Origin of the sequence: Brachyspira pilosicoli P43/6/78, from assembly GCF_000325665.1 — a bacterium.
In the GTDB taxonomy this organism is placed as follows: domain Bacteria; phylum Spirochaetota; class Brachyspiria; order Brachyspirales; family Brachyspiraceae; genus Brachyspira; species Brachyspira pilosicoli.
In genome coordinates this window covers 314705-335022 of the sequence record NC_019908.1, presented here as the reverse complement: position 1 = coordinate 335022, position 20318 = coordinate 314705, and the positions used below count along the sequence as shown (strand labels likewise).

Annotated in this window: 13 protein-coding genes and 1 pseudogene; 6 read left to right on the top strand and 8 right to left on the bottom strand. The window is 28.3% G+C overall.

What is annotated here, in order from left to right; all coding sequences use genetic code 11:
• The first annotated feature begins 1 nt into the window (after nucleotide 1).
• Nucleotides 2-5819, top strand: a pseudogene (uvrA, locus tag BPP43_RS01500) (excinuclease ABC subunit UvrA).
• 100 nt (nucleotides 5820-5919) lie between these two features.
• Here uvrA and BPP43_RS01495 read toward each other — a convergent pair.
• The gene (locus BPP43_RS01495; protein WP_015273955.1) at nucleotides 5920-7059 is read right to left on the bottom strand and encodes an RsiV family protein; all 1140 of its coding nucleotides are present in this window, start codon (nucleotides 7057-7059) and stop codon (nucleotides 5920-5922) included.
• Between the two features lie 73 nt (nucleotides 7060-7132).
• Entirely contained in the window at nucleotides 7133-8860 is a 1728-nt protein-coding gene (locus tag BPP43_RS01490; RefSeq protein WP_015273954.1) for a hypothetical protein, read from the bottom strand.
• A gap of 443 nt (nucleotides 8861-9303) precedes the next feature.
• On the opposite strand from BPP43_RS01490, the gene argC reads away from it, so the two are divergent.
• Genes argC through BPP43_RS01470 form a run of 4 tightly spaced genes read left to right on the top strand, consistent with a single transcriptional unit; the run spans nucleotide 9304 to nucleotide 13817 of the window.
• The gene (gene argC, locus BPP43_RS01485) at nucleotides 9304-10362 is read left to right on the top strand and encodes an N-acetyl-gamma-glutamyl-phosphate reductase (protein WP_015273953.1); all 1059 of its coding nucleotides are present in this window, start codon (nucleotides 9304-9306) and stop codon (nucleotides 10360-10362) included.
• A gap of 56 nt (nucleotides 10363-10418) precedes the next feature.
• Entirely contained in the window at nucleotides 10419-11648 is a 1230-nt protein-coding gene (argJ, locus tag BPP43_RS01480; RefSeq protein WP_015273952.1) for a bifunctional glutamate N-acetyltransferase/amino-acid acetyltransferase ArgJ, read from the top strand.
• 38 nt (nucleotides 11649-11686) lie between these two features.
• Entirely contained in the window at nucleotides 11687-12553 is an 867-nt protein-coding gene (gene argB, locus BPP43_RS01475; protein WP_015273951.1) for an acetylglutamate kinase, read from the top strand.
• Between the two features lie 31 nt (nucleotides 12554-12584).
• Complete coding sequence (locus tag BPP43_RS01470) at nucleotides 12585-13817, top strand: aspartate aminotransferase family protein (RefSeq protein ID WP_015273950.1); 1233 nt, start codon at nucleotides 12585-12587, stop codon at nucleotides 13815-13817.
• A gap of 383 nt (nucleotides 13818-14200) precedes the next feature.
• On the opposite strand, the gene BPP43_RS01465 is transcribed toward BPP43_RS01470, so the two are convergent.
• From BPP43_RS01465 to BPP43_RS01445, 6 genes are all read right to left on the bottom strand, one after another.
• On the bottom strand, nucleotides 14201-15001 hold the full coding sequence (locus BPP43_RS01465) for an efflux permease Rv1217c-related protein (RefSeq protein ID WP_015273949.1): 801 nt from the start codon (nucleotides 14999-15001) through the stop codon (nucleotides 14201-14203).
• 23 nt (nucleotides 15002-15024) lie between these two features.
• The gene (locus BPP43_RS11825) at nucleotides 15025-15357 is read right to left on the bottom strand and encodes an ABC transporter-like protein (RefSeq protein ID WP_015273948.1); all 333 of its coding nucleotides are present in this window, start codon (nucleotides 15355-15357) and stop codon (nucleotides 15025-15027) included.
• A complete protein-coding gene (locus BPP43_RS01460; RefSeq protein WP_015273947.1) occupies nucleotides 15300-15905 on the bottom strand; it encodes an ABC transporter ATP-binding protein in 606 nt (201 codons plus the stop codon). Before BPP43_RS01460 ends, BPP43_RS11825 begins: the two co-directional genes overlap by 58 nt.
• Nucleotides 15906-15925: 20 nt before the next feature.
• Nucleotides 15926-16543, bottom strand: a complete 618-nt coding sequence (locus BPP43_RS01455) for a TetR/AcrR family transcriptional regulator (RefSeq protein ID WP_252832354.1) — start codon at nucleotides 16541-16543, stop codon at nucleotides 15926-15928.
• A gap of 87 nt (nucleotides 16544-16630) precedes the next feature.
• Nucleotides 16631-17590 (bottom strand): glycosyltransferase family 2 protein, encoded by a 960-nt coding sequence (locus tag BPP43_RS01450; protein WP_015273945.1) that lies wholly within the window; start codon nucleotides 17588-17590, stop codon nucleotides 16631-16633.
• Between the two features lie 125 nt (nucleotides 17591-17715).
• A complete protein-coding gene (locus tag BPP43_RS01445; RefSeq protein WP_015273944.1) occupies nucleotides 17716-19107 on the bottom strand; it encodes a DUF4132 domain-containing protein in 1392 nt (463 codons plus the stop codon).
• 141 nt (nucleotides 19108-19248) lie between these two features.
• On the opposite strand from BPP43_RS01445, the gene BPP43_RS01440 reads away from it, so the two are divergent.
• Nucleotides 19249-20316, top strand: coding sequence for a M42 family metallopeptidase (locus BPP43_RS01440; RefSeq protein ID WP_015273943.1), 1068 nt, complete (start codon nucleotides 19249-19251; stop codon nucleotides 20314-20316).
• Nucleotides 20317-20318: the final 2 nt, after the last annotated feature.

The window sequence follows — 20318 nt, the reverse complement described above, 5'->3', positions numbered from 1 at the left end:
AATGGCTAATAATTCTATAGAAATAAGAGGTGCTAAAGAGCATAACCTTAAAAATATATCACTTTCAATACCTCATAAAACCCTCACTACTTTGACAGGAGTATCAGGAAGCGGGAAAAGCTCTCTTGCATTCGATACTATTTTTAAAGAGGGACAGAGAAGATATTTAGAATCATTGTCAGCTTATGCAAGACAGTTTTTGGGTGTTATGGCTAAGGCTGATGTTGAACATATTGAAGGATTATCTCCTACTATTTCTATAGACCAAAAAAGCGTAAATAAAAATCCTCGTTCTACTGTTGGCACTGTTACAGAAATCTATGACTTTTTTAGGCTTCTTTTTGCAAGGCTTGGAGTACCATATTGCTCTAAATGCGGACATAAAATCTCTAAGCAAAGTGAAGACCAAATTGCACAAAGTGTTTTGAGAGAGTTTGCTCAAAAAAGAATTTTAGTTCTCGCCCCTATTGTAAGAGATAGAAAGGGAGAGTATAGAAAAGAAATTGAAGAAGTAAAACTTGCAGGATATCCTAGAATAAGAATAGATAATATAGTTTATAAATTTGATGAAGATGAAATACCAGAACTTAAAAGATATGAGAAGCATACATTAGAAATAGTTATTGACAGGATAAAAGTAGAAGATAAATACTTGTCAAGAATCACTGATGATATTGAGAGAGCCATAAGAATAACAAAAGGCTTAGTAGCATTCTATGAAGAACATGAAAAAAGTGAAGAAGTATTAGAAACAGAAACTCCAGAAAATGCTGAAGAAGATACAAAAACAAAAAAGAAAAAAATAAAAAATGAGCAAGCAGTTTGAGATAGATAAGTATTATAAACTCTATACAACTGAAAGGTCTTGTGCAAACTGCGGGCACTCTATTGCTGATATTGAGCCTAATTTATTTTCATTTAATAACCCTATGGGAGCATGCACTGTTTGCGGTGGACTTGGAGTTGAACATGTATTCACTGAAAAACATATTGTAAAAGATGAGAATTTAAATATTTATGAAGGGGCTTTATCTTGTTTTGTAGATGACCATATAGGTTTTGATATGGAGTATGGTACTGATGAACTAGAAGTTATTGCCAAAACTTACAAAATAGATTTAAAAAAGCCTTGGAAAGATTTAACTAAAACAGAAAAGAAATATTTACTTTATGGTACTGATAAAGAAGTAAAATGGAGAAAAAGATTTTGGTATCATAGCAAAATGGTAGAAGAGAGAGTTCCTGGAATTTTAGACAGATTAAAATACGATTATGAAACTTATAAAAATAGTTATTATGCTAATTTTATGGACGAAGTTGAATGCCCTAAATGTAAGGGTAAGAGAATTAATGAAGATGCTTTGTCAGTAAAGTTTAACGGCAAAACTATAGCAGATTTCTCTTCAATGACTATAGAAGATTTATATGATTATTTCACTAAATTAAAATTAAAACCAAATGAAGAAGTAATTGGTGCTCCTATAGTAAAAGAAATTATTTATAGATTAACATTTTTGGTGAAAGTTGGACTTACTTATTTAACAGTAGAACGTTCTTCCCCTACTCTTTCAGGCGGAGAATCTCAAAGGATAAGATTAGCATCACAAATAGGAAGCGGACTTGAAGGTGTATTATATGTACTTGACGAGCCTTCAATAGGACTTCATCAATCAGACAATAAAAAATTAATTGAATCATTAAAAACATTAAGAGATAAAAATAATACCGTCATAGTTGTAGAGCATGATAAAGAGACAATGGAAGAGTCGGATTATTTAATCGATATAGGTCCTAATGCTGGAGTTAATGGCGGTGAAGTTGTTGGCATTGGTGATTATGAAGAGTTTATAAAATCTGATAAATCATATACTGCCAAATATTTACGCGGCGATGATGATATAGAGATTCCTAAACAAAGACGTGAAGGAAACGGAAAATTTTTAAAAGTAATTGGAGCTAATCAATTTAATCTTAAAAACATAGATGTTGAGTTTCCTTTGGGTTTATTTATTGTAGTTACAGGACTTTCTGGAAGCGGTAAATCTACTTTAGTTGAAAATATTTTAATGCGTGCATTGCATAATCATTTTTATGGTAAGAGTTTAAATCCTGGAAGCCATAAAAAAATAGAAGGGCTTGAAAATATTGACAAGGTTATAGAAGTTGATCAGTCACCTATAGGAAGAACACCGAGAAGCAACCCGGCAACTTATACAAAAGTTTTATCGCCTATAAGAGATTTATTTGCAGCTACTAAACTTGCTAAAATGAGAGGATATGATAAAGGCAGATTTTCATTCAATGTAAAAATAGGAAGATGTCCTACTTGTGAAGGTGCTGGAGTTATAGAACTTGAAATGCAATTTCTTTCAAATGTGTTAGTGCCTTGCGAAGAATGCGGTGGAAAGAGATTTAATGCAGAAACTCTAGACGTTAAATATAAAGACAAAACTATTTATGATGTTCTTGAAATGAGTGTATCTGAAGCAATAGAATTTTTTGATGGCATCACTTCTATTACAAGAATATTAAAAATAATGGAAGATATAGGACTTGGATATATAAAATTAGGTCAGCCTTCAACTACACTTTCAGGAGGAGAAGCTCAAAGAATAAAATTAGCAAGCGAGCTTCATAAAGTATCTACAGGAAACACTTTATATATATTAGATGAGCCTACTACAGGACTTCATTTTGAGGATATAAAGAAATTATTAAAAGCATTAGACGGACTTGTTGAAAAAGGAAATACTGTTTTAGTTGTAGAGCATAATTTAGACGTTATTAAATGTGCTGATTATATTATAGATATGGGGCCTTTAAGCGGAGATAAAGGCGGAAGAGTTGTTGCTGAGGGTAAGCCTGAAGATATAATAAAAGTAAAAGAATCTCTCACAGCAAAGGAACTTAAAGAAATATTAAAGCCTTCAAAAAAGAAAAAAGAAAATATCAAAACAGAACAAACAAAAAAAGAAGAAAATACATCTCTCATCATAAAAGGAGCTAATAAACATAATCTTAAAAATATAAGCTTGACACTCCCAAAAAACCAAATCAACGTTATTACAGGAGTATCAGGAAGCGGAAAAACTTCTCTTGCATTCGACACTATATTTAAAGAAGGTCAAAGAAGATTTGTTGAATCGCTTTCTACTTATGCAAGAAGATTTTTAGGAAGATTTGAAGATGCTAATGTTGAAAAAATTGAAGGCTTAGCACCAGCAATTGCAATAGACCAAAAAAATGTAAGCAGAAATCCTCGCTCAACTGTGGCTACTGTTACAGAGATTTATGACTATTTCAGATTAATTTTTGCAAGGCTTGCTAAACCTCATTGCCCGCATTGTTCTGATAAAGATACTCTAAAAGCCGAAACTCCTTCAATACTTGCTACTGAAATTGTTGACACTATGGAGCAGAATAAACTTGTAATAATTTCTCCTCTATATCATAGCTCATTTAATCATAGATTTACTTTTAATGACAATGATGCAAAAGATATTAAAAAGATTATAGAGAAAACAAGAGAAGCTGGATATGTGAGAATGCAGATTAACAATAATGACTATGTTATAGATGATATTACAGAAGAAGATATTAAAGAATTATCAAAAGAAGAAATATATTCTGTTGGTATTGTAATTGATAGAGTTGTTGTTGGAAAAGATAAAAGGGCAAGAATTGCAGATGCTCTTGAAAAAGCAATGGATTTATCAAACGGAGTAGCACATATAAAAGCCACTCAAGGAATAATTGTAAAAGAAAGTTTCCACACAAAATTCCCAGCTTGTTTACTTCATGGAATTTTATTTGATTTTGAAGTGACACCAAGACATTTTTCATTTAACTCGCATTGGGGATATTGTGAGGAATGTAAAGGGCTTGGAAGCAAACCTACATTTAGTATAGATTTAGCTATAAAAGACAGCACAAAACCCTTATTTGACGGGGCATTAGATACTGCTATTCATAATATGTTTTCTACTCCAGGAAAATATTATACAGATTCTTTAATGAGATTTTTAAAAAGAAACGGCATAACAAAAAAGGATTTGTATGAAACTCCTTTTAATGAACTTGACAAAAAAGTTATTGATACATTTTTCTTTGGAGGCGATTATTCTGTAGGAAATGTTATTACTGAGTGGCATTCTAACAACGATGTTACAAGTGAAGACTATTCAGAATGGAAAGATAAATCACTTGGTAAATTCTTTATTGATGAGGAATGTAGCTCTTGTCATGGAGAGAGATTAAACGAGATAATAAGGTCATACACTATACAAAATAAAAACATAAGCCAAGTATGTGCAATGACAGTTGAAGAAGCCATTAACTTTTTTGATGAACTTCCAACTCTTTTAACTGAAAGAGAAAATACTATATCAAAAGAAGCAATAAAAGAAATTAGAACAAGATTAAGTTTCTTAGATAAAGTAGGACTTGGATATTTATTTTTAAGCAGGAAATATGCAACTCTTTCAGGCGGTGAGGCACAGAGAATAAGGCTTGCCAGTCAATTAGGTTCTAAACTTACAGGGGTGCTTTATGTATTAGATGAGCCTACTGTAGGACTTCACCCAAGAGATACCAACCATTTGCTTGATACTTTAAAAGAATTAAGAGATTTAAAAAATACTCTTGTAATAGTAGAGCATGACAGAGATACTATGAAGGCAGCTGACAATATTGTAGATATGGGACCTTATGCCGGTGCTTTTGGAGGTGAAGTAGTTTTCCAAGGTAAATATGATGATATATTAAAAGATAATGATTCACTTACAGGAAATTATTTAAGCGAGAGAAAAAAAGTATTTGAAAAAACTGCTGTAAGAAATGAAGAGACTGAATGCATAAAATTAAAAAATGTTTCAACAAACAATTTAAAAAATATTGATGTTGATATACCGCTTAAAAAAATAGTAGTAGTTACAGGAGTATCTGGAAGCGGTAAGTCATCATTAATAATAGACACTCTCTACCCTGCTCTAAAAAAACGCAGACTCAATCAATACTCAAAATTTGAAAGTGTTGAAATACCTGAGATTATTTCGGATACTATATTAGTTGATCAAATTTCAATAGTGGGCTCTATTAGAAGTACATTGGTAAGCTATAGTAAAGTATTTGATAAAATAAGAAATATATTTGCTAAAACTCCTACAGCAAAAGCAAAGGCATTTGCAGCAGGACGTTTCTCATACAACGGCAAAGAAGGAAGATGCAATATATGTGAAGGTAAAGGAATAAGAAAAATTGCAATGCACTTCTTATCCGATATGGAAATAGTTTGTGAGGCTTGCGGTGGTAAAAGATATAACGATGAAACTTTGTCTGTAAGATTCAAATCTCTAAACATAGCAGAAGTATTAGAACTTACAGTTGATGAGGCAATAGAGTTTTTTGACTTTGACAAATCAATTACTAAAACACTTTCTATAATGAGTGAGGTTGGGCTTGGTTATATAAAACTCTCTCAAAGGCTTGATACTTTCTCAGGCGGTGAATTACAGCGTTTGAAACTTGCAACAGAGTTAGCTAAAAAACAAGGTGATGAGCATATAGTATACATTTTAGATGAACCTACTACAGGGCTTCATTTTGATGATGTTAATAAACTTCTCATAGCTTTAAATAAATTAGTAGAGAAAGGACATAGCGTTATAATAATAGAGCATAATCCTGATGTTATAAAAGCTGCCGACTATATAATCGATTTAGGTTTAGAAGGCGGCACTAATGGAGGAGAAATCATTGCAAAAGGTACTGTTGAAGAAATTCTGGAGATGAAAAAAGGCTACACTTGGAAATATATTTAATTAATAAATTTTAAATCATGTAAACAAATACTATATAAAAAATAAAGAGGATAGTTAAATTAATAACTACCCTCTTATTAAAATTACACAAATATTTTTATTACTCAAATATAGTTTTGTATTCGTCTTTCAAATAAGGTTTGATTTCTTCTGTTGGTATTAATACCCTAGTCTCACCTATTGCATAAGGTCCTATTTCATATATTCCCCAAGTAAATACTAAACCTTTTGATGTCAAATAGAAATTGTTGTTTTCTAATGAAATCTCATCTAATCCGAAATATGAATTAGCATCTCTGCCTTCTATTTTTACTAGTTTATCTACTATTAATTTAATTAAGTCAGCACTTTTTAAGTCTATTATTAAATCTTCTATTTTTAACTTGTTTCCATTTTCTAATGAATACACGCTATTTACTGTAGCATAGTTTCCATGTGCTCCGCCTGTATATTCATAAACTAATTGATTAATAGATACAACTTTTTCACTCAAATAATCTATGCCAAATTGTGAAGAATAATTTTCTATATGTGATATATAATCAGATTTTACCCATTCATCATATATAGGAGTCATTTTGTTGCTTATTAAACTTTGAGCTGTTAATAATTTTGTTGGGTCATTGAAAGTGCTTACATCAGTAATGCCAAAATCTTTATTTATGTCTAAATTAATTTTATCTATGTTTGCAGATTTGCTGTCATTGTTTAGAGCAAATATTGCTGTTTTGAATTGAAAAACTCTTTGACCATTAGTTGATGATTCAGGAGAAACATTTGAATAAGTATATTCTATTATTTTAGCACCTGTTACAGGAGTTTTTGGTGCTTTGAAAGTCATTTCTTTACCATCTATTTTGGCAACAAATGGATATGCTATGCTTGGAAAATTTCCTTCTAATGTTTTATTGTCATAAGAAACAGCTGAAATATTTCCTTCATCAAGCTCGCCTGCTTTTGTAACATTAAATGTGTTTAAGTTTTGATTAATATCTCTGTAATATATAACTCCAAAATTACCGTTTTCATTTTGTGCTATCTCAGAGTTAATATATTCTCCTGTATCAGAAACCAAATATACAACATCATAATTATTAGCTTTTTCATTTTCGCTAAGTTGTAATGGTGTGATTTCTGCTGTATTATTATCTGTTACTGTTTCTTGTTTGGTATTATTTGAATTACCGCATGAAACAAAAATAAATAAAGTACATAATGCTGTTAAAAAAATTGCTTTCATTTTTTTTATCCTTAATATAATTTTCTATATAAAAACAAAACATATTTTAGCTTGTAAAATAATTGAAAAGAAATTAATATTTAAACTCCACAGTATAATGCGTAATAGCATCATGAGGCATAATGTAGTCTCTGTTACTTTTCATAAGCTCAAGCATATCAGCCCTAGCATCATAATGCATACCAAGAAGTACATCTTTTACATATCCTCCTTGTCCATTATTGACAATATCACTCCAATGAGTTCCATCTCTCAATTCTTTTGCTGTCTTTCTCAAATCATTTATTACAATAGAATAATCTTTAATAGTATTATACATATATTCTATTTGTTGATAATCCACAAGCTGAACTGCTTTATTATTAATATTAAGCATCACTTTCTTGCCTCCGCTTTGCCATACCATTAATTTATCTGTATAATCTATAGGAGTGATGACTGTCCAATATTCATCTTTATTCGGCTCTTTATCTTTGGTTAAAAATTGATTAAGCCCCGCTGTTTTTATATGTTCTTCTGTAATAGTAAAATATTCCTGCCCGCTGTCATAAGCTGCTTTTATTTCTTCATAAGGAGGTATAGGCACATAATAAGTTTTCTTATTTATTATATAAGTTTCATAAGAATTGTCTGATTTATAATATCTGCCGTTATTTAGCTTTATCCAATTAGGCTCTTCAGGCGTTTTTATTCTATTTTGTATATAAGGTAAATTTCCGCCAAGTGATAAATAAGAATCTATTTCATTTGCCTTGTCATAAGCTGAAGAATTAGGCTCTTTCTGCCAAGTTACGCCATCGGTAGTTGACCATATAGTATTATCATTTTCAAAAGATTCAATTTCATAATCCCAATAAGGTGATTTTATCCATTTATAATATGCTCTTAAACCTTTTGTAATATATATTTTATTTTTATCATAGCGAATAGTAAGACTGCTTCTTTGTCCCCAAGGTGTAGTTATTTTTTCCCAATTAGCCCCAACCGAGGTATCTTTATTTTTATATACTCTATAATATACATCCTTACTTACTGTAAATGATCCTAAATCTGTACTTCTGCATCCGCTTGGATTTTGCTCAGAAAAATCTTCTTTTAAACCTATTAAATATATATAATCTTTAAACTCAACAGTTCTATAGCCACTGGCTCCGAATCTTCCTTGAAAACTAGCATTAGGGTCTGTACTTACTGAAGGAAAAGTTTTATAAATATTATTGCTAGCCCCTTCAAATTTCCAATTTATTAAATCTGATGATGTTCTTATCCTATTATCAAAAGTTATTCCTGTAATAAATGAATGATAATCTTCTTCGCCTTTACAGTCTGTAGTAGTAAAGGAACGTGAAGAATACGAATAAGTTCCATAATCATAATATTCATACAAAACTCTATCTTCTTCTATTACATTCATATAATAACAATCACTGTAGCCTTTACTGTTTTTATCATAAATCATTATATTTGCATTATCATCTATTTGTAAAATTACACGTCTATCTATTTGAGTTAATGTTTTAGTTTCAGGTTTATACTCATACATATAATCAGCTAATATATACCATTTGCCTTGATATCTAAACTTCCTTCTAAAGGCTCCAAATACTTCACCATCTTTGGCAGGCACTGGATTAACATCAATATGTCCGGGTATTGTTTCTTCCGGAAATCTAAAATCTGTTTCAGGCGGTATATAGGTTGGACCTAATATATTAAACTTTTCGCAAGATATAATTAACACTATAACAAGAATTAATAAAACAAATATTAAGTATAGTTTTTTATTAAATTTCTTTTTCATAAAAATAGAAACCATAAATATATTTTTGATAATTAAAAAAATAGCAAAGCATCATTATTCAAAACTATATTAAATTATACACAACAAATCGAACATATTCTACAATACAAATATCATTTTTCAAGCCATATTGATAATTTTTTATTAAAATATCTTAATATTTTTTATTGCCAAATATTTATGGCTATAAAATAATTAATATTTTAATCATAAAATTGTTATAAATACTTGACTTTTATGTTATTAATAGTATAATTAAAGGCAAATATTAAACAGTTTTTAGGAAAAATAAAAATGTATAATATAATCTCTTACATCAAAAATAATTTCTCAAGGCGTTAAGCCTCTATTTTATTTCTTCTAATCTAAAAATAAATTTTTTTAAAAACAATTAAATATTATTCTTTATAATATTATTTTAAATCATTATAGGAGCGTTTTATATGATAAAAGTATCCGTTATAGGTGCAACAGGATATGCAGGTGCAGAATTAATTAGACTGCTATTATCTCATACTAAAGTAGAATTAAATAACATTTCTTCAAAAAGTTTTGTTGGGAAAAATATAAACGAAATATATCCTAACTTAAATAAAAACTTAGATAAATTATTAATAGATGAAAATGAAATATTTGAAAACTCTGATGTTGTATTTGCATCACTTCCTGCTGGTTTAAGCGATGAGATTGCAAATAAATGCTTTGAAAAAAATATTTTATTTATAGATTTGGGTGCTGATTTTAGATTGGACGATGAAGAAGATTATAAAAATTGGTACGGCAAAGAATATAAATATAAAAATCTTCATAAAGAGGCTATTTATTCAATACCTGAAATAATTAAGTATGATAATGTATATGGTAAAAAACAATTAAAGAATGCAAAAATTATAGGAAACCCAGGCTGCTACCCTACTTCTATAGGTTTGGCATTAGCACCATCTTTAGTAAACAAATTAATACAAAAAGATGATATTATAATTGATTCAAAATCTGGAGCTACTGGTGCAGGAAGAGAATTAAAATTAAATACTCATTATACTGAATGTAATGAAGCATTTGCTCCATACAAAATTGCTGAACATAGACATACCCCAGAAATAGAGCAAACATTATCAAACATATACGGTGAAGATATAAAAGTTACTTTTGTTCCTCATTTGCTTCCATTAAACAGAGGAATAGTTTCAACAATATATGCTAAATTAGAAAATAAAAATCTTAAATTAGAAGATATACATAACATTTACAAAGAGTTTTATAAAGATTCAGCATTTGTAAGAGTATTAAATATTGGAGAGATAGCAAATTTAAAATATGTTAAATACTCAAATTATTGTGATATATCTTTGCATATGGACGAGAGAACAAACAAATTAATAATAGTATCAACAATAGACAATATGGTAAAAGGAGCAGCAGGACAGGCAATACAAAACATGAATATAGCTTTAGGCTTTAAAGAAGATGAAGGGTTAAATATAATACCTCCAGCTTTTTAATAATTATAAATATATATTTTTACACAATTTTTATTAAACAACAATAGGAGAATAAAATGATAGATATTAAACAAATTGAAGGCGGTGTATGTGCTTCTGAAGGTTTCTTCGCAAATGGAATACATGCTGGAATAAAGAAAAATAAAGAAAAAAAAGATTTAGCAATAATTTATAGTAAAAGTCAATGTTCTGCTGCTGCAGTATATACTCAAAACAAAGCATGCGGAGCAAACATCACAGTAAGTAAAGAACATTTAAAAGATGGAAAAGCAAAAGCTATTATATGCAATTCTGGCAATGCTAATACTTGTAATAAAAACGGAGTGGAAGTAGCAAAAGAGATGTGCAAACTTACTGCTGATGTACTTGGTATTGATGAAAAAGAAGTAGCTGTTGCTTCTACTGGAGTTATAGGAGTACCTCTTCCAATTGAGCCTATAGAAAAAAATATAAAAGAGCTTATAGACAATGCCAACCACTCTCATGAGCATGCTAAAAATGCAGCAAGTGCAATAATGACAACTGACACATTTATGAAAGAAATAGCATATGAGTTTGAAATTGATGGTAAAAAAGTGCATATTGGAGGTACTGCAAAAGGAAGCGGAATGATTCACCCTAATATGGCTACAATGCTTGCATTTATCACAACAGACTGCAATATATCAAGCGAAATGCTTCAGAAGGCTTTAAGTGAAGATACAAAATCTACATATAATATGGTTAGTGTTGATGGAGATACTTCTACAAACGATATGTGTGTTGTTCTTGCTAATGGTGAAGCTAAAAATACTTTGATAGATAAAGAAGATGATAATTATAAAATATTTTGCAAGGCATTAAATATGACTAATACTTATTTATCCAAAGCAATAGCTAAAGACGGAGAAGGAGCTACAAAGTTAATTGAATGCGAAGTAATGAATGCTAGTGATATAAAATTAGCAAGAAAAATAGCAAAATCTGTAATAACATCAAATTTAGTTAAGGCTGCTATGTTTGGGTGTGATATGAACTGGGGAAGAATTTCATGTGCTATAGGTTATACTGATGCTGACTTTGATATAAATAAAGTTTCTATAAATGTTGGTTCAAAATATGGAGAGATGAATGTTTATAAAGAGGGATATGGTGTGGAGTTTAATGAAGATGAAGCTTTAAAAATATTAAAAGAAGATGAGATAAAAATTACAATAGATATGAACTCTGGCAATAGTAAAGCTGTAGCTTGGGGCTGTGATTTAACTTATGATTATGTAAAAATTAACGGCTCATACAGAAGCTAAAATCTTATATAAAGCAATATAGATACAAGGAAATAAAAATGGAAAATATTTCAAATAGAGATAAGGCACTAATACTTAATCAGGCACTTCCATATATACAAAAATACACAGGGAAAACCGTTGTAATAAAATATGGCGGAAGTGCTATGGAAAATCCTGAGTTAAAAAAGAAAGTGATGAGCGATGTTGCTTTGCTTTCTACTGTGGGAATAAATGTTATAGTGGTTCATGGCGGAGGAAAAGATATTACTGCTATGCTTAACAAAATAGGAAAAGAATCAAAGTTTATAAATGGCTTAAGATACACTGACAGCGAAACTGCTGAAATAGTAAAAATGGTTCTTGCTGGAAAAGTTAATAAAGAGTTGGTGGCTTCTCTTGAAAACTCTGGAGGTAAATGTTTAGGTATATGCGGTATTGACGGCAACATGTTTAAAGTGAGCAAATATAAAGGGGATATTGATTTAGGATTTGTTGGAGATGTAGATGATGTTGATACTCATTTGCTTAATACTATAATAACAAACGAATATATTCCAATAGTTGCTACTATAGGCTGTGATAAAGAAGGAAATGTTTATAATATTAATGCTGATACTGCTGCTGCCAAAATAGCAGAAAGTTTAAAGGCTGAAACATTAATATATATGACAGACACACCAGGGCTTTTAAAAGATAAAGATGATGAAAGCACTTTAATAAGCAAAATAAATATTAAAGAGATAGATAATCTTATAAAAGACGGTACTATATCTGGAGGAATGATACCTAAAGTTCAGCACTGTATTAATGCAGTACAAAATGGAGTATCAAAAGTATTTATAATAGACGGAAGACTATGCCATTCATTATTGATAGAGATGTTTACTGATGAAGGTATAGGAACAATGTTTTATAAAGATTAATAAATATAAATTAAATAATGAGGGTAAAAACATGGCATGCAAAAAAAATAATAATAATCAAAATAATGAAAAATCAAAGTTAAAAAAAGAATATATTAATAACAGCAAAAAATATGTTGCTAACACTTATGCAAGATTCGATTTAGTTTTAGAGTCTGCTAAAGATACTAAATTAAAAGATATAGAAGGAAAAGAGTATATTGATTTAGGAAGCGGTATTGGAGTTAATAGCATTGGTTATGGAAATAAAAATTGGATTAATGCTGTAGTAAATCAAGCAAAAACACTTCAGCATACTTCAAATCTTTTCTACACAAAACCTTATATTGATTTGGCAAAAAAATTATGCTCTATAACAAAATATGATAAAGTATTTTTCTGCAACTCTGGTGCCGAATCAAATGAAGCTGCTATTAAATGTGCAAGAAAGTATTCTTTTAATAAATATGCCAATAATGATAAAAATTATAAAAGAAACAAAATTGTAACATTAAAAAACTCTTTTCATGGAAGAACTATCTGTACAATTTCAGCTACAGGTCAGGAAGTTTTTCACAATTACTTTTTTCCATTTTTGGAAGGCTTTTCATTTGCAGAAGCTAATAATTATGAAGACACTATAGAAAAATTAAAAGACAATGCATGTGCTATAATGATGGAACTTATACAGGGTGAAGGAGGAGTAATACCTCTTGATAAAGAATATGTACAAAAGATAAAAAAATACTGCGAAGAAAATGACATACTCTTTATAGTAGATGAAGTTCAAACTGGTGTTGGAAGAACAGGAAAGTTTTTATGCTCTGAACATTTTGGAATTAAACCAGACATCACTACATTAGCAAAAGGTTTAGGAGGCGGGCTTCCTATAGGGGCTATACTTATGAATAAAAAATGCTCTGATGTATTTGTTCCTGGAGACCATGCTTCTACATTTGGAGCTAATCCTGTTGTCGCTGCTGGAGCTTTGGAAGTATTAAACATTATAGACAAAAGCCTTTTAAAAGAAGTTGAAAAAAAATCTAAATATATAAAAAGTAAATTAACAAAACTTAATAATGTTGTAAGTGTGGACGGAATAGGTTTAATGCTTGGAATAGGATTAAAAGAAGGATTAAATGCTAGAGAAATAGTAGAAAAATGTATATCAAAAGGAGTAATTCCTTTGACTGCTAAAAATAAAATAAGACTTCTTCCTCCTCTCACAATAACTGATAAAGAATTAGAAAAAGCCGTTTCAATACTTTCTGAGTGTATAGGATAAAGATAATAGATTTGCTTCATAATGATATTTTTTACATTATGAAGCAGGTTTATATATACTGGATTTTTTTAACTTTGTCAACTAATGGACTTTATGTAAATGTTATCTACTTTTTTGTGCACACGCTCTGCGGACTTAGTCAAAATAGATGCCACAGGCACGCTTCGCGAAAATGCAATTGCTAGAACTTTATATTAAAAACATGCTATTAAATATAGGGTATAACCTATAAAAATGCAGTTCTTTTGGTTCTTTTATACCAATACCACAGGCACTTCCTTCGGTCGTAAAAGAACTGGGGTATGGGGCAAAGCCCCAAATATAAAAACAAAAATATAAATTTATGTTGACAAAATATAGATGTTTAAGTATATCATAAAAAATTATGCTCTTATATCTCTCTTATTAAAAATAATTATAGCTAGTATATTAGTAACTATTCCAATAATAAATAAACATATAGCACATATTAAAAATGTATTAAAATCACTACTATATTTAGATGGTGCAAATAATGTTATAATACTTAAATATTTAAAAAACTCTGCCTTCTCTCCTACCCTTGATATCATTTGAAAAAGCATGAATAATATACAAAGTCCAGCACCCGCCCAAAGAGAAATTGATGTGGAAGAAAAACTAACGGAGCTTAAAAAACATATTCCCAAAAAAGAAAGCCATAAACCATAAAGAGCAATATTTATAATAATAAGTTTTGTTATATCAAGTTCTCCTTTAAACATCATCTCACTTGTAATTATAAGGAGTATAGTGATATATAGGTTTAATATAAATATTTCTAAAACAGCACTTAATATTTGTGTAGATATTATCTTTATTCTTGAATTAGGTGTTGCAAATAAATATGCAATGCTTCCTTTATCAATGTATCTTATAACAAGTCTATTAACAAGCAAAACAATAAAAACTAATGGAAAAATAATAAGCAAAAAAGAATATAAATAATCAATTAAAAAGTCAGTTAAATTACTAGAAAAATTATTCATTCCAAATAAAGCAAACATCTGAGGCATACTCTCAACCATAGAGTTTAAACTATCAACAAGTTTAGGGTCAAACATAGAAACTATAATTGCTCCATACATAGTTAATACCAAAGCAAATATTAATAATATTTGAAAATTTGATTTGAATTCTTTTTTTAATAAAACTAAATTAAACATACAAACTCCTATTATAATAAAAATCAATTACTGTAAAAATGCAAAAATAACTCCTCCAATGTCTGAGTTGAAGAATTAATATCTAATATATCATAATTGCTAAGTTCTTTTATAAAATTATTAATTTCATTATTGATAATAGAAAGCTTTACAATATTATTATTTAGCTCTGATTTAAAACTAATTTTATTTTTAAAATTTAACGCTTCTTCATTTGTTTTAAAAACCACTTCAAAATTTTTATTCTTTTTAGATTTTAATTCTTCCATATTCTCTATAGCTATAAGTTTGCCGTCTTTTAATATAGCAGTTCTGTCGCATGTTTTTTCAACTTCTTCAAATATATGCGATGACATAAAAATAGTAGTACCTTTTTTTTCTCTTCTAAAATCAATTCAATAAACTTTTTTTGCATCAAAGGGTCAAGTCCGCTCGTAGGCTCATCTAGTATAACAACTTCAGGCTCATTCATAAAAGCACATACTATAGCTATTTTTTGTTTTGTACCTTTTGACATACTTTTTATTTTTCTATTAGCATCAAGTTCAAATAAATCTGTAAGCTCATTAATTCTTTTTTTACTCTTTATTGATTTCATCTCAGCAATAAATCTTATAAAATCACTACCCTTCATCTCGTCCATAAAAGCAATCTCTCCAGGCAAATATCCTAACTTCAATTGTATATTCTCTCTATTTACAAAACAGTCCATATCTAATATTTTGGCACTTCCTTTATCAGACTTTATAAAACCCATTAATTGCCTTATAGTTGTTGTCTTACCTGCTCCATTAGGACCAAGCATTCCAAATATTTCTCCTCTATTCACTTCAAAAGATAAATTAAATACTCCTCTTTTGCTTCCATAATCTTTGCTAATATTATCTACTTTTATTACAGACATAAATAATTCCTCCTTATGCCTTATAAATATTTTTTCTTGTATGCAATCTGCTTAAACATTTTCATCCACTTAGAATACTGTTTTATCATATCCTCTTTATCTATTTTGTTAGTCATTTTCTTTCTGCTTTGTAAATAACCTTCAGATGTGTATGTTATCATTTCTATAATATCTTTTATATCAACATCATCTCTAAACTTAGTTTTATCAATATTTTTAAAATAACTATTTATATCAATTTGCTTTTTATTCTTATAATTATTAACAATTTCTTTTACATCTTCACTCTCATCAAAATATCCATGTATTAAAAAATCAAATATAGATTTATGCTTCTCCATCATTTCTAACTTTTTATAAAAGGAATATTCCATAAGATCAAAAAAATCTTTTATTTTGTAAAAGTTAGAATCTGCAATTATTTTTTCTATATACTCATATACATAATTATAAACATATTCATACAATTTTTTCTTAGTTTTAAAATGATATAAAAGTAAAGATTTAGATATATTTGCATTACTAGCAATATTTTCTAAAATGGCATGTTTATACTCATGTTTAGCAAACTCTTCTATTGATGCGTTTATGACAGCTTCTTTTTTTTCTTCTGGTATATTTATAGTTTTATTCATCATTAGAACTCTTTTACTGACTAAGTTAGTCAGTTAGTTAAAACTATAACACAAAACATTTATTTGTCAAATAAAATTTAAATAATAAATTTACACTTGATAAGCATAATCTTTAGAAACTAATATAGAATAATCAGATATTAAATCTTTTAAATATTCTCTTTCATTAATAAAATAACTCTCATCTAAATCTAATATTTTTAACTCTTCTATAAATGTATTTAAAGCTAGATTTTTATCTGCAAATTTTTCTATAGCCCTATTTGATAACTCAAAAAAATTTTTCATAAGATAAGGAACATAATCCTCATTATAATAATCCATACAATTTTTTAATAATACAAATAATGTTTTAAAATAATTTATATCAGTATTTTTTTTAGTAGAAATAGTATGAATATGTTGTCTGTAATAATATATCGGCTTATGATTAAAAGATATTTTTGGGTTATGAATAAGAGATTTAAAAAACTGCTCTGTATCTTGATAGCAAAGTATAGAAGAATAGTAAATATTATTATTTATTAAAAACTCTCTTCTCCATAGTTTTGACCAAGTTGACTCTTCAATAGTTTCTTTATCTGTAGGAGATAAGTTTTTAATATTAGCACTTGATATTCCTTCTAAATTATCATCACTTAAAAAACTTACTTTATTTAGATGAGATACATATTCTTTTGAATCTATAACATCATATATATTTAAACTGCTTACATAATCAGAATCATATTTTTTTGCTGTATTATATAATTCTTCCAAAAAATTACTAGAAATATAATCATCAGAATCCATAAAAAAAACATATTCTCCTCTAGCAATATTTAAACCAATATTTCTAGATATTCCGGCACCATGTTTTATTTTATTGTCTATTAATATTATTCTTTTATCTTTTAGAGAATATTCTTTTATTATTTCTCTGCTTTTATCACTGCTGCAATCATTAACACATATTATCTCTATTTTCTTAATAGTTTGTTTAATTAAACTATCCAAACAATAGGATAAATATTTATCAGTATTATAGACTGGTATTATAACGCTTACCATATTATGTTACCTTTCTCTATATAATATAATATGCAATATTTTTTGTCAATTAAGATATCGACATTTAAAACAATATTTAGATAAAAATAAATAGCTTTTTTACTTTTAAATCACATTATTTGCACTCATTTTAGCAAAGAAGATAATATTAAATAAAAACCATATTTAAATCTTTCATCAACATATTCATTGAATTTTATCTCTATTTCAGTTTCATCATTATTATTAGAAGCATAATAAACATTAGATAATTTTATATAAATAGAAGCATCATTATAATCATCATAAAAAACATATCCTCTAGTAACAATTCCATTAACATCATCTCTAATCATAGAAAACCTATTAGCAATATTTCTAACAGTGCCGACAGTTACAAGTTTAGGTATTTCTTTTATTAAAGCAGTTTTTGTTTTTGTAGAAAGTTGATTAAAAGGCTGTTCTATTTCATAGTCTAAAATTTGTTTTTGCCATTTTTCTATAATAGATTTTTTTACTTCTATTGGGCTTAATAAACCTATAATATCATCATCTTTAATAAAAATCTCTTCATCATTTATATCATTAAATGTCCCATCTTCCATATATCTAAAACTCTTTAATAAAATATATTTTTTATCATATATACCCCAAACTAAATTAACAGCAAAAATCTTCATAAATGGATTATATAAAAATAAATCTCTCCAATTATTAAACTGCCATTTTCTACCATTCATGCAAACATAAATTAATCTTTCTGTTTGCATTTTAATAAGTTTTTTAGCTTCAGTTTTTAATGTAGTTAATTCAGTTTTTATATCAAGAGGAAAATCTTTTGGTAAAGTTTTGAACGCTTTATTTTTAGACTCATCAAAAATATCAATAGAAAAATTATCCTTTAAAATTATTCTAAATATTCTATCATCTGTTTTAACAATGCGAATCCCCTCTCTATCAAATCCAAAATTAGGCATAATAATATCAGCAAACTCTTCTTCTGTCATATTCATTTTATGAGAAATAGTATAAAACATATCACGGCATTTATTTCTAACACTAACTTGCTTAAACTTTTTTGAAGCTTCATAAATTAAATAAAAACCAATATTCTTTGAAGATAAAAATATAGCTTCCATTATAAAAGAAGCATATTTAAATCTTTTGCTTGCAATATTTTTTGCATTTTTGTAAAGTTTATTAATTTGATTATTAGAAGCAAATATGCAATATGGATATAGAACATTTTTAGTTTTATTGTCTTCAGCAAAATTAATATATATATTTTCTAATGCCTCTCTAAAACTCTCTTCATCTAAAGAATAGCCTATATCATCAGGAATATCTAGCCTACAAGGTTCTTTTAATTCTAAATACGCACCAATAATAAATCTTATAGCTTTCACGCAAACCAAACTGCTTTTATCTTTAATAAAAATTTTAGAAATAATTTTGTTATCTATAAATGAAGTTGTTTTATCATATTTTGATTTGTAATTTTTATCTACTATCTTATTAATCTCTTTTAAACTCAGCATACAAACACCTAATTTTTGAGATTTATATTATAGTATAATAACAATAAAAACAATCTAAATCTTTATTATTTTAATAGTATATTATTGATATTTTATTTAAATGATTTATTATTGATATGAAATTTATTTTAGGATTTTTTAATGAATAATACACTAACATTATTAAAAGATTTAACTAATGCATTCGGACCATCAGGTTTTGAAGATGATGTAATAAATATTATAAAGGAAAAAGCAAATTTTATAGACAGTGAAAGAGACTCTATTAATAATTTGTATTTAGGTTTAGAAAAAATAGATAAAAATAAACCAATAGTAGCCTTAGACTGCCATATAGATGAAATTGGTTTTATGGTAGAGCATATAAATGAAAATGGCACATTATCTTTTATACCTCTTGGAGGTTGGCATATACCAAACATTGTATCAAATTCTGTGGTGATAAAATCATCAAATGGAGAATATGTTAAAGGTGTTATAGGTTCAAAGCCGCCTCATTTTATGACTGATGAAGATAGAAAAAAATTACCTACATTAAAAGATATGTATATTGATGTGGGTACTAGAAGCAAAAAAGAGACTGAGGATATATTTGGAATATGCATAGGCGACCCTGTTGTGCCTGATGTTGATTTTAGATATGATGAGAGAACTAAAAGTTTTTGTGCTAAAGCTATAGATAATAGAGTTGGTGCTGTGTGCGTAATAGAGACTCTAAAGGCATTAAAAGATGAAAAATTAAATGTTAATTTAGTTGGTATGATGACATCGCAAGAAGAGGTTGGAGCAAGAGGAGCTTCTGTTGCTGCTAATAAAGTAAAGCCTGATTTAGTTATAGTTTTTGAGGGATCTCCTGCTGATGATACTTTTTATTATGGAGATAGAGCACATGGAGCTATTGGAAGAGGTTCTCAGCTTAGAGTAATAGACGGAGGCATGATTACAAACCCTAGATTAAATAAATATACTATAAATATAGCGAAAGAAAATAATATTGCCCATCAAGTAATAGTACGTGAAAAAGGCTCTACCAATGGTGCTATATATCATAAAACTAATTTAGGAAGCCCTAGCGTTGTTTTAGGTGTTGCCACAAGATATGCTCATAGTCATTATTGTTATGCTTCTTATGATGATGTAGTTGCTTCTATAGAGATAGCTAAAGCATTAATAAAAACTTTAGACAGAAACAAAATAAAAGAGTTTTAATT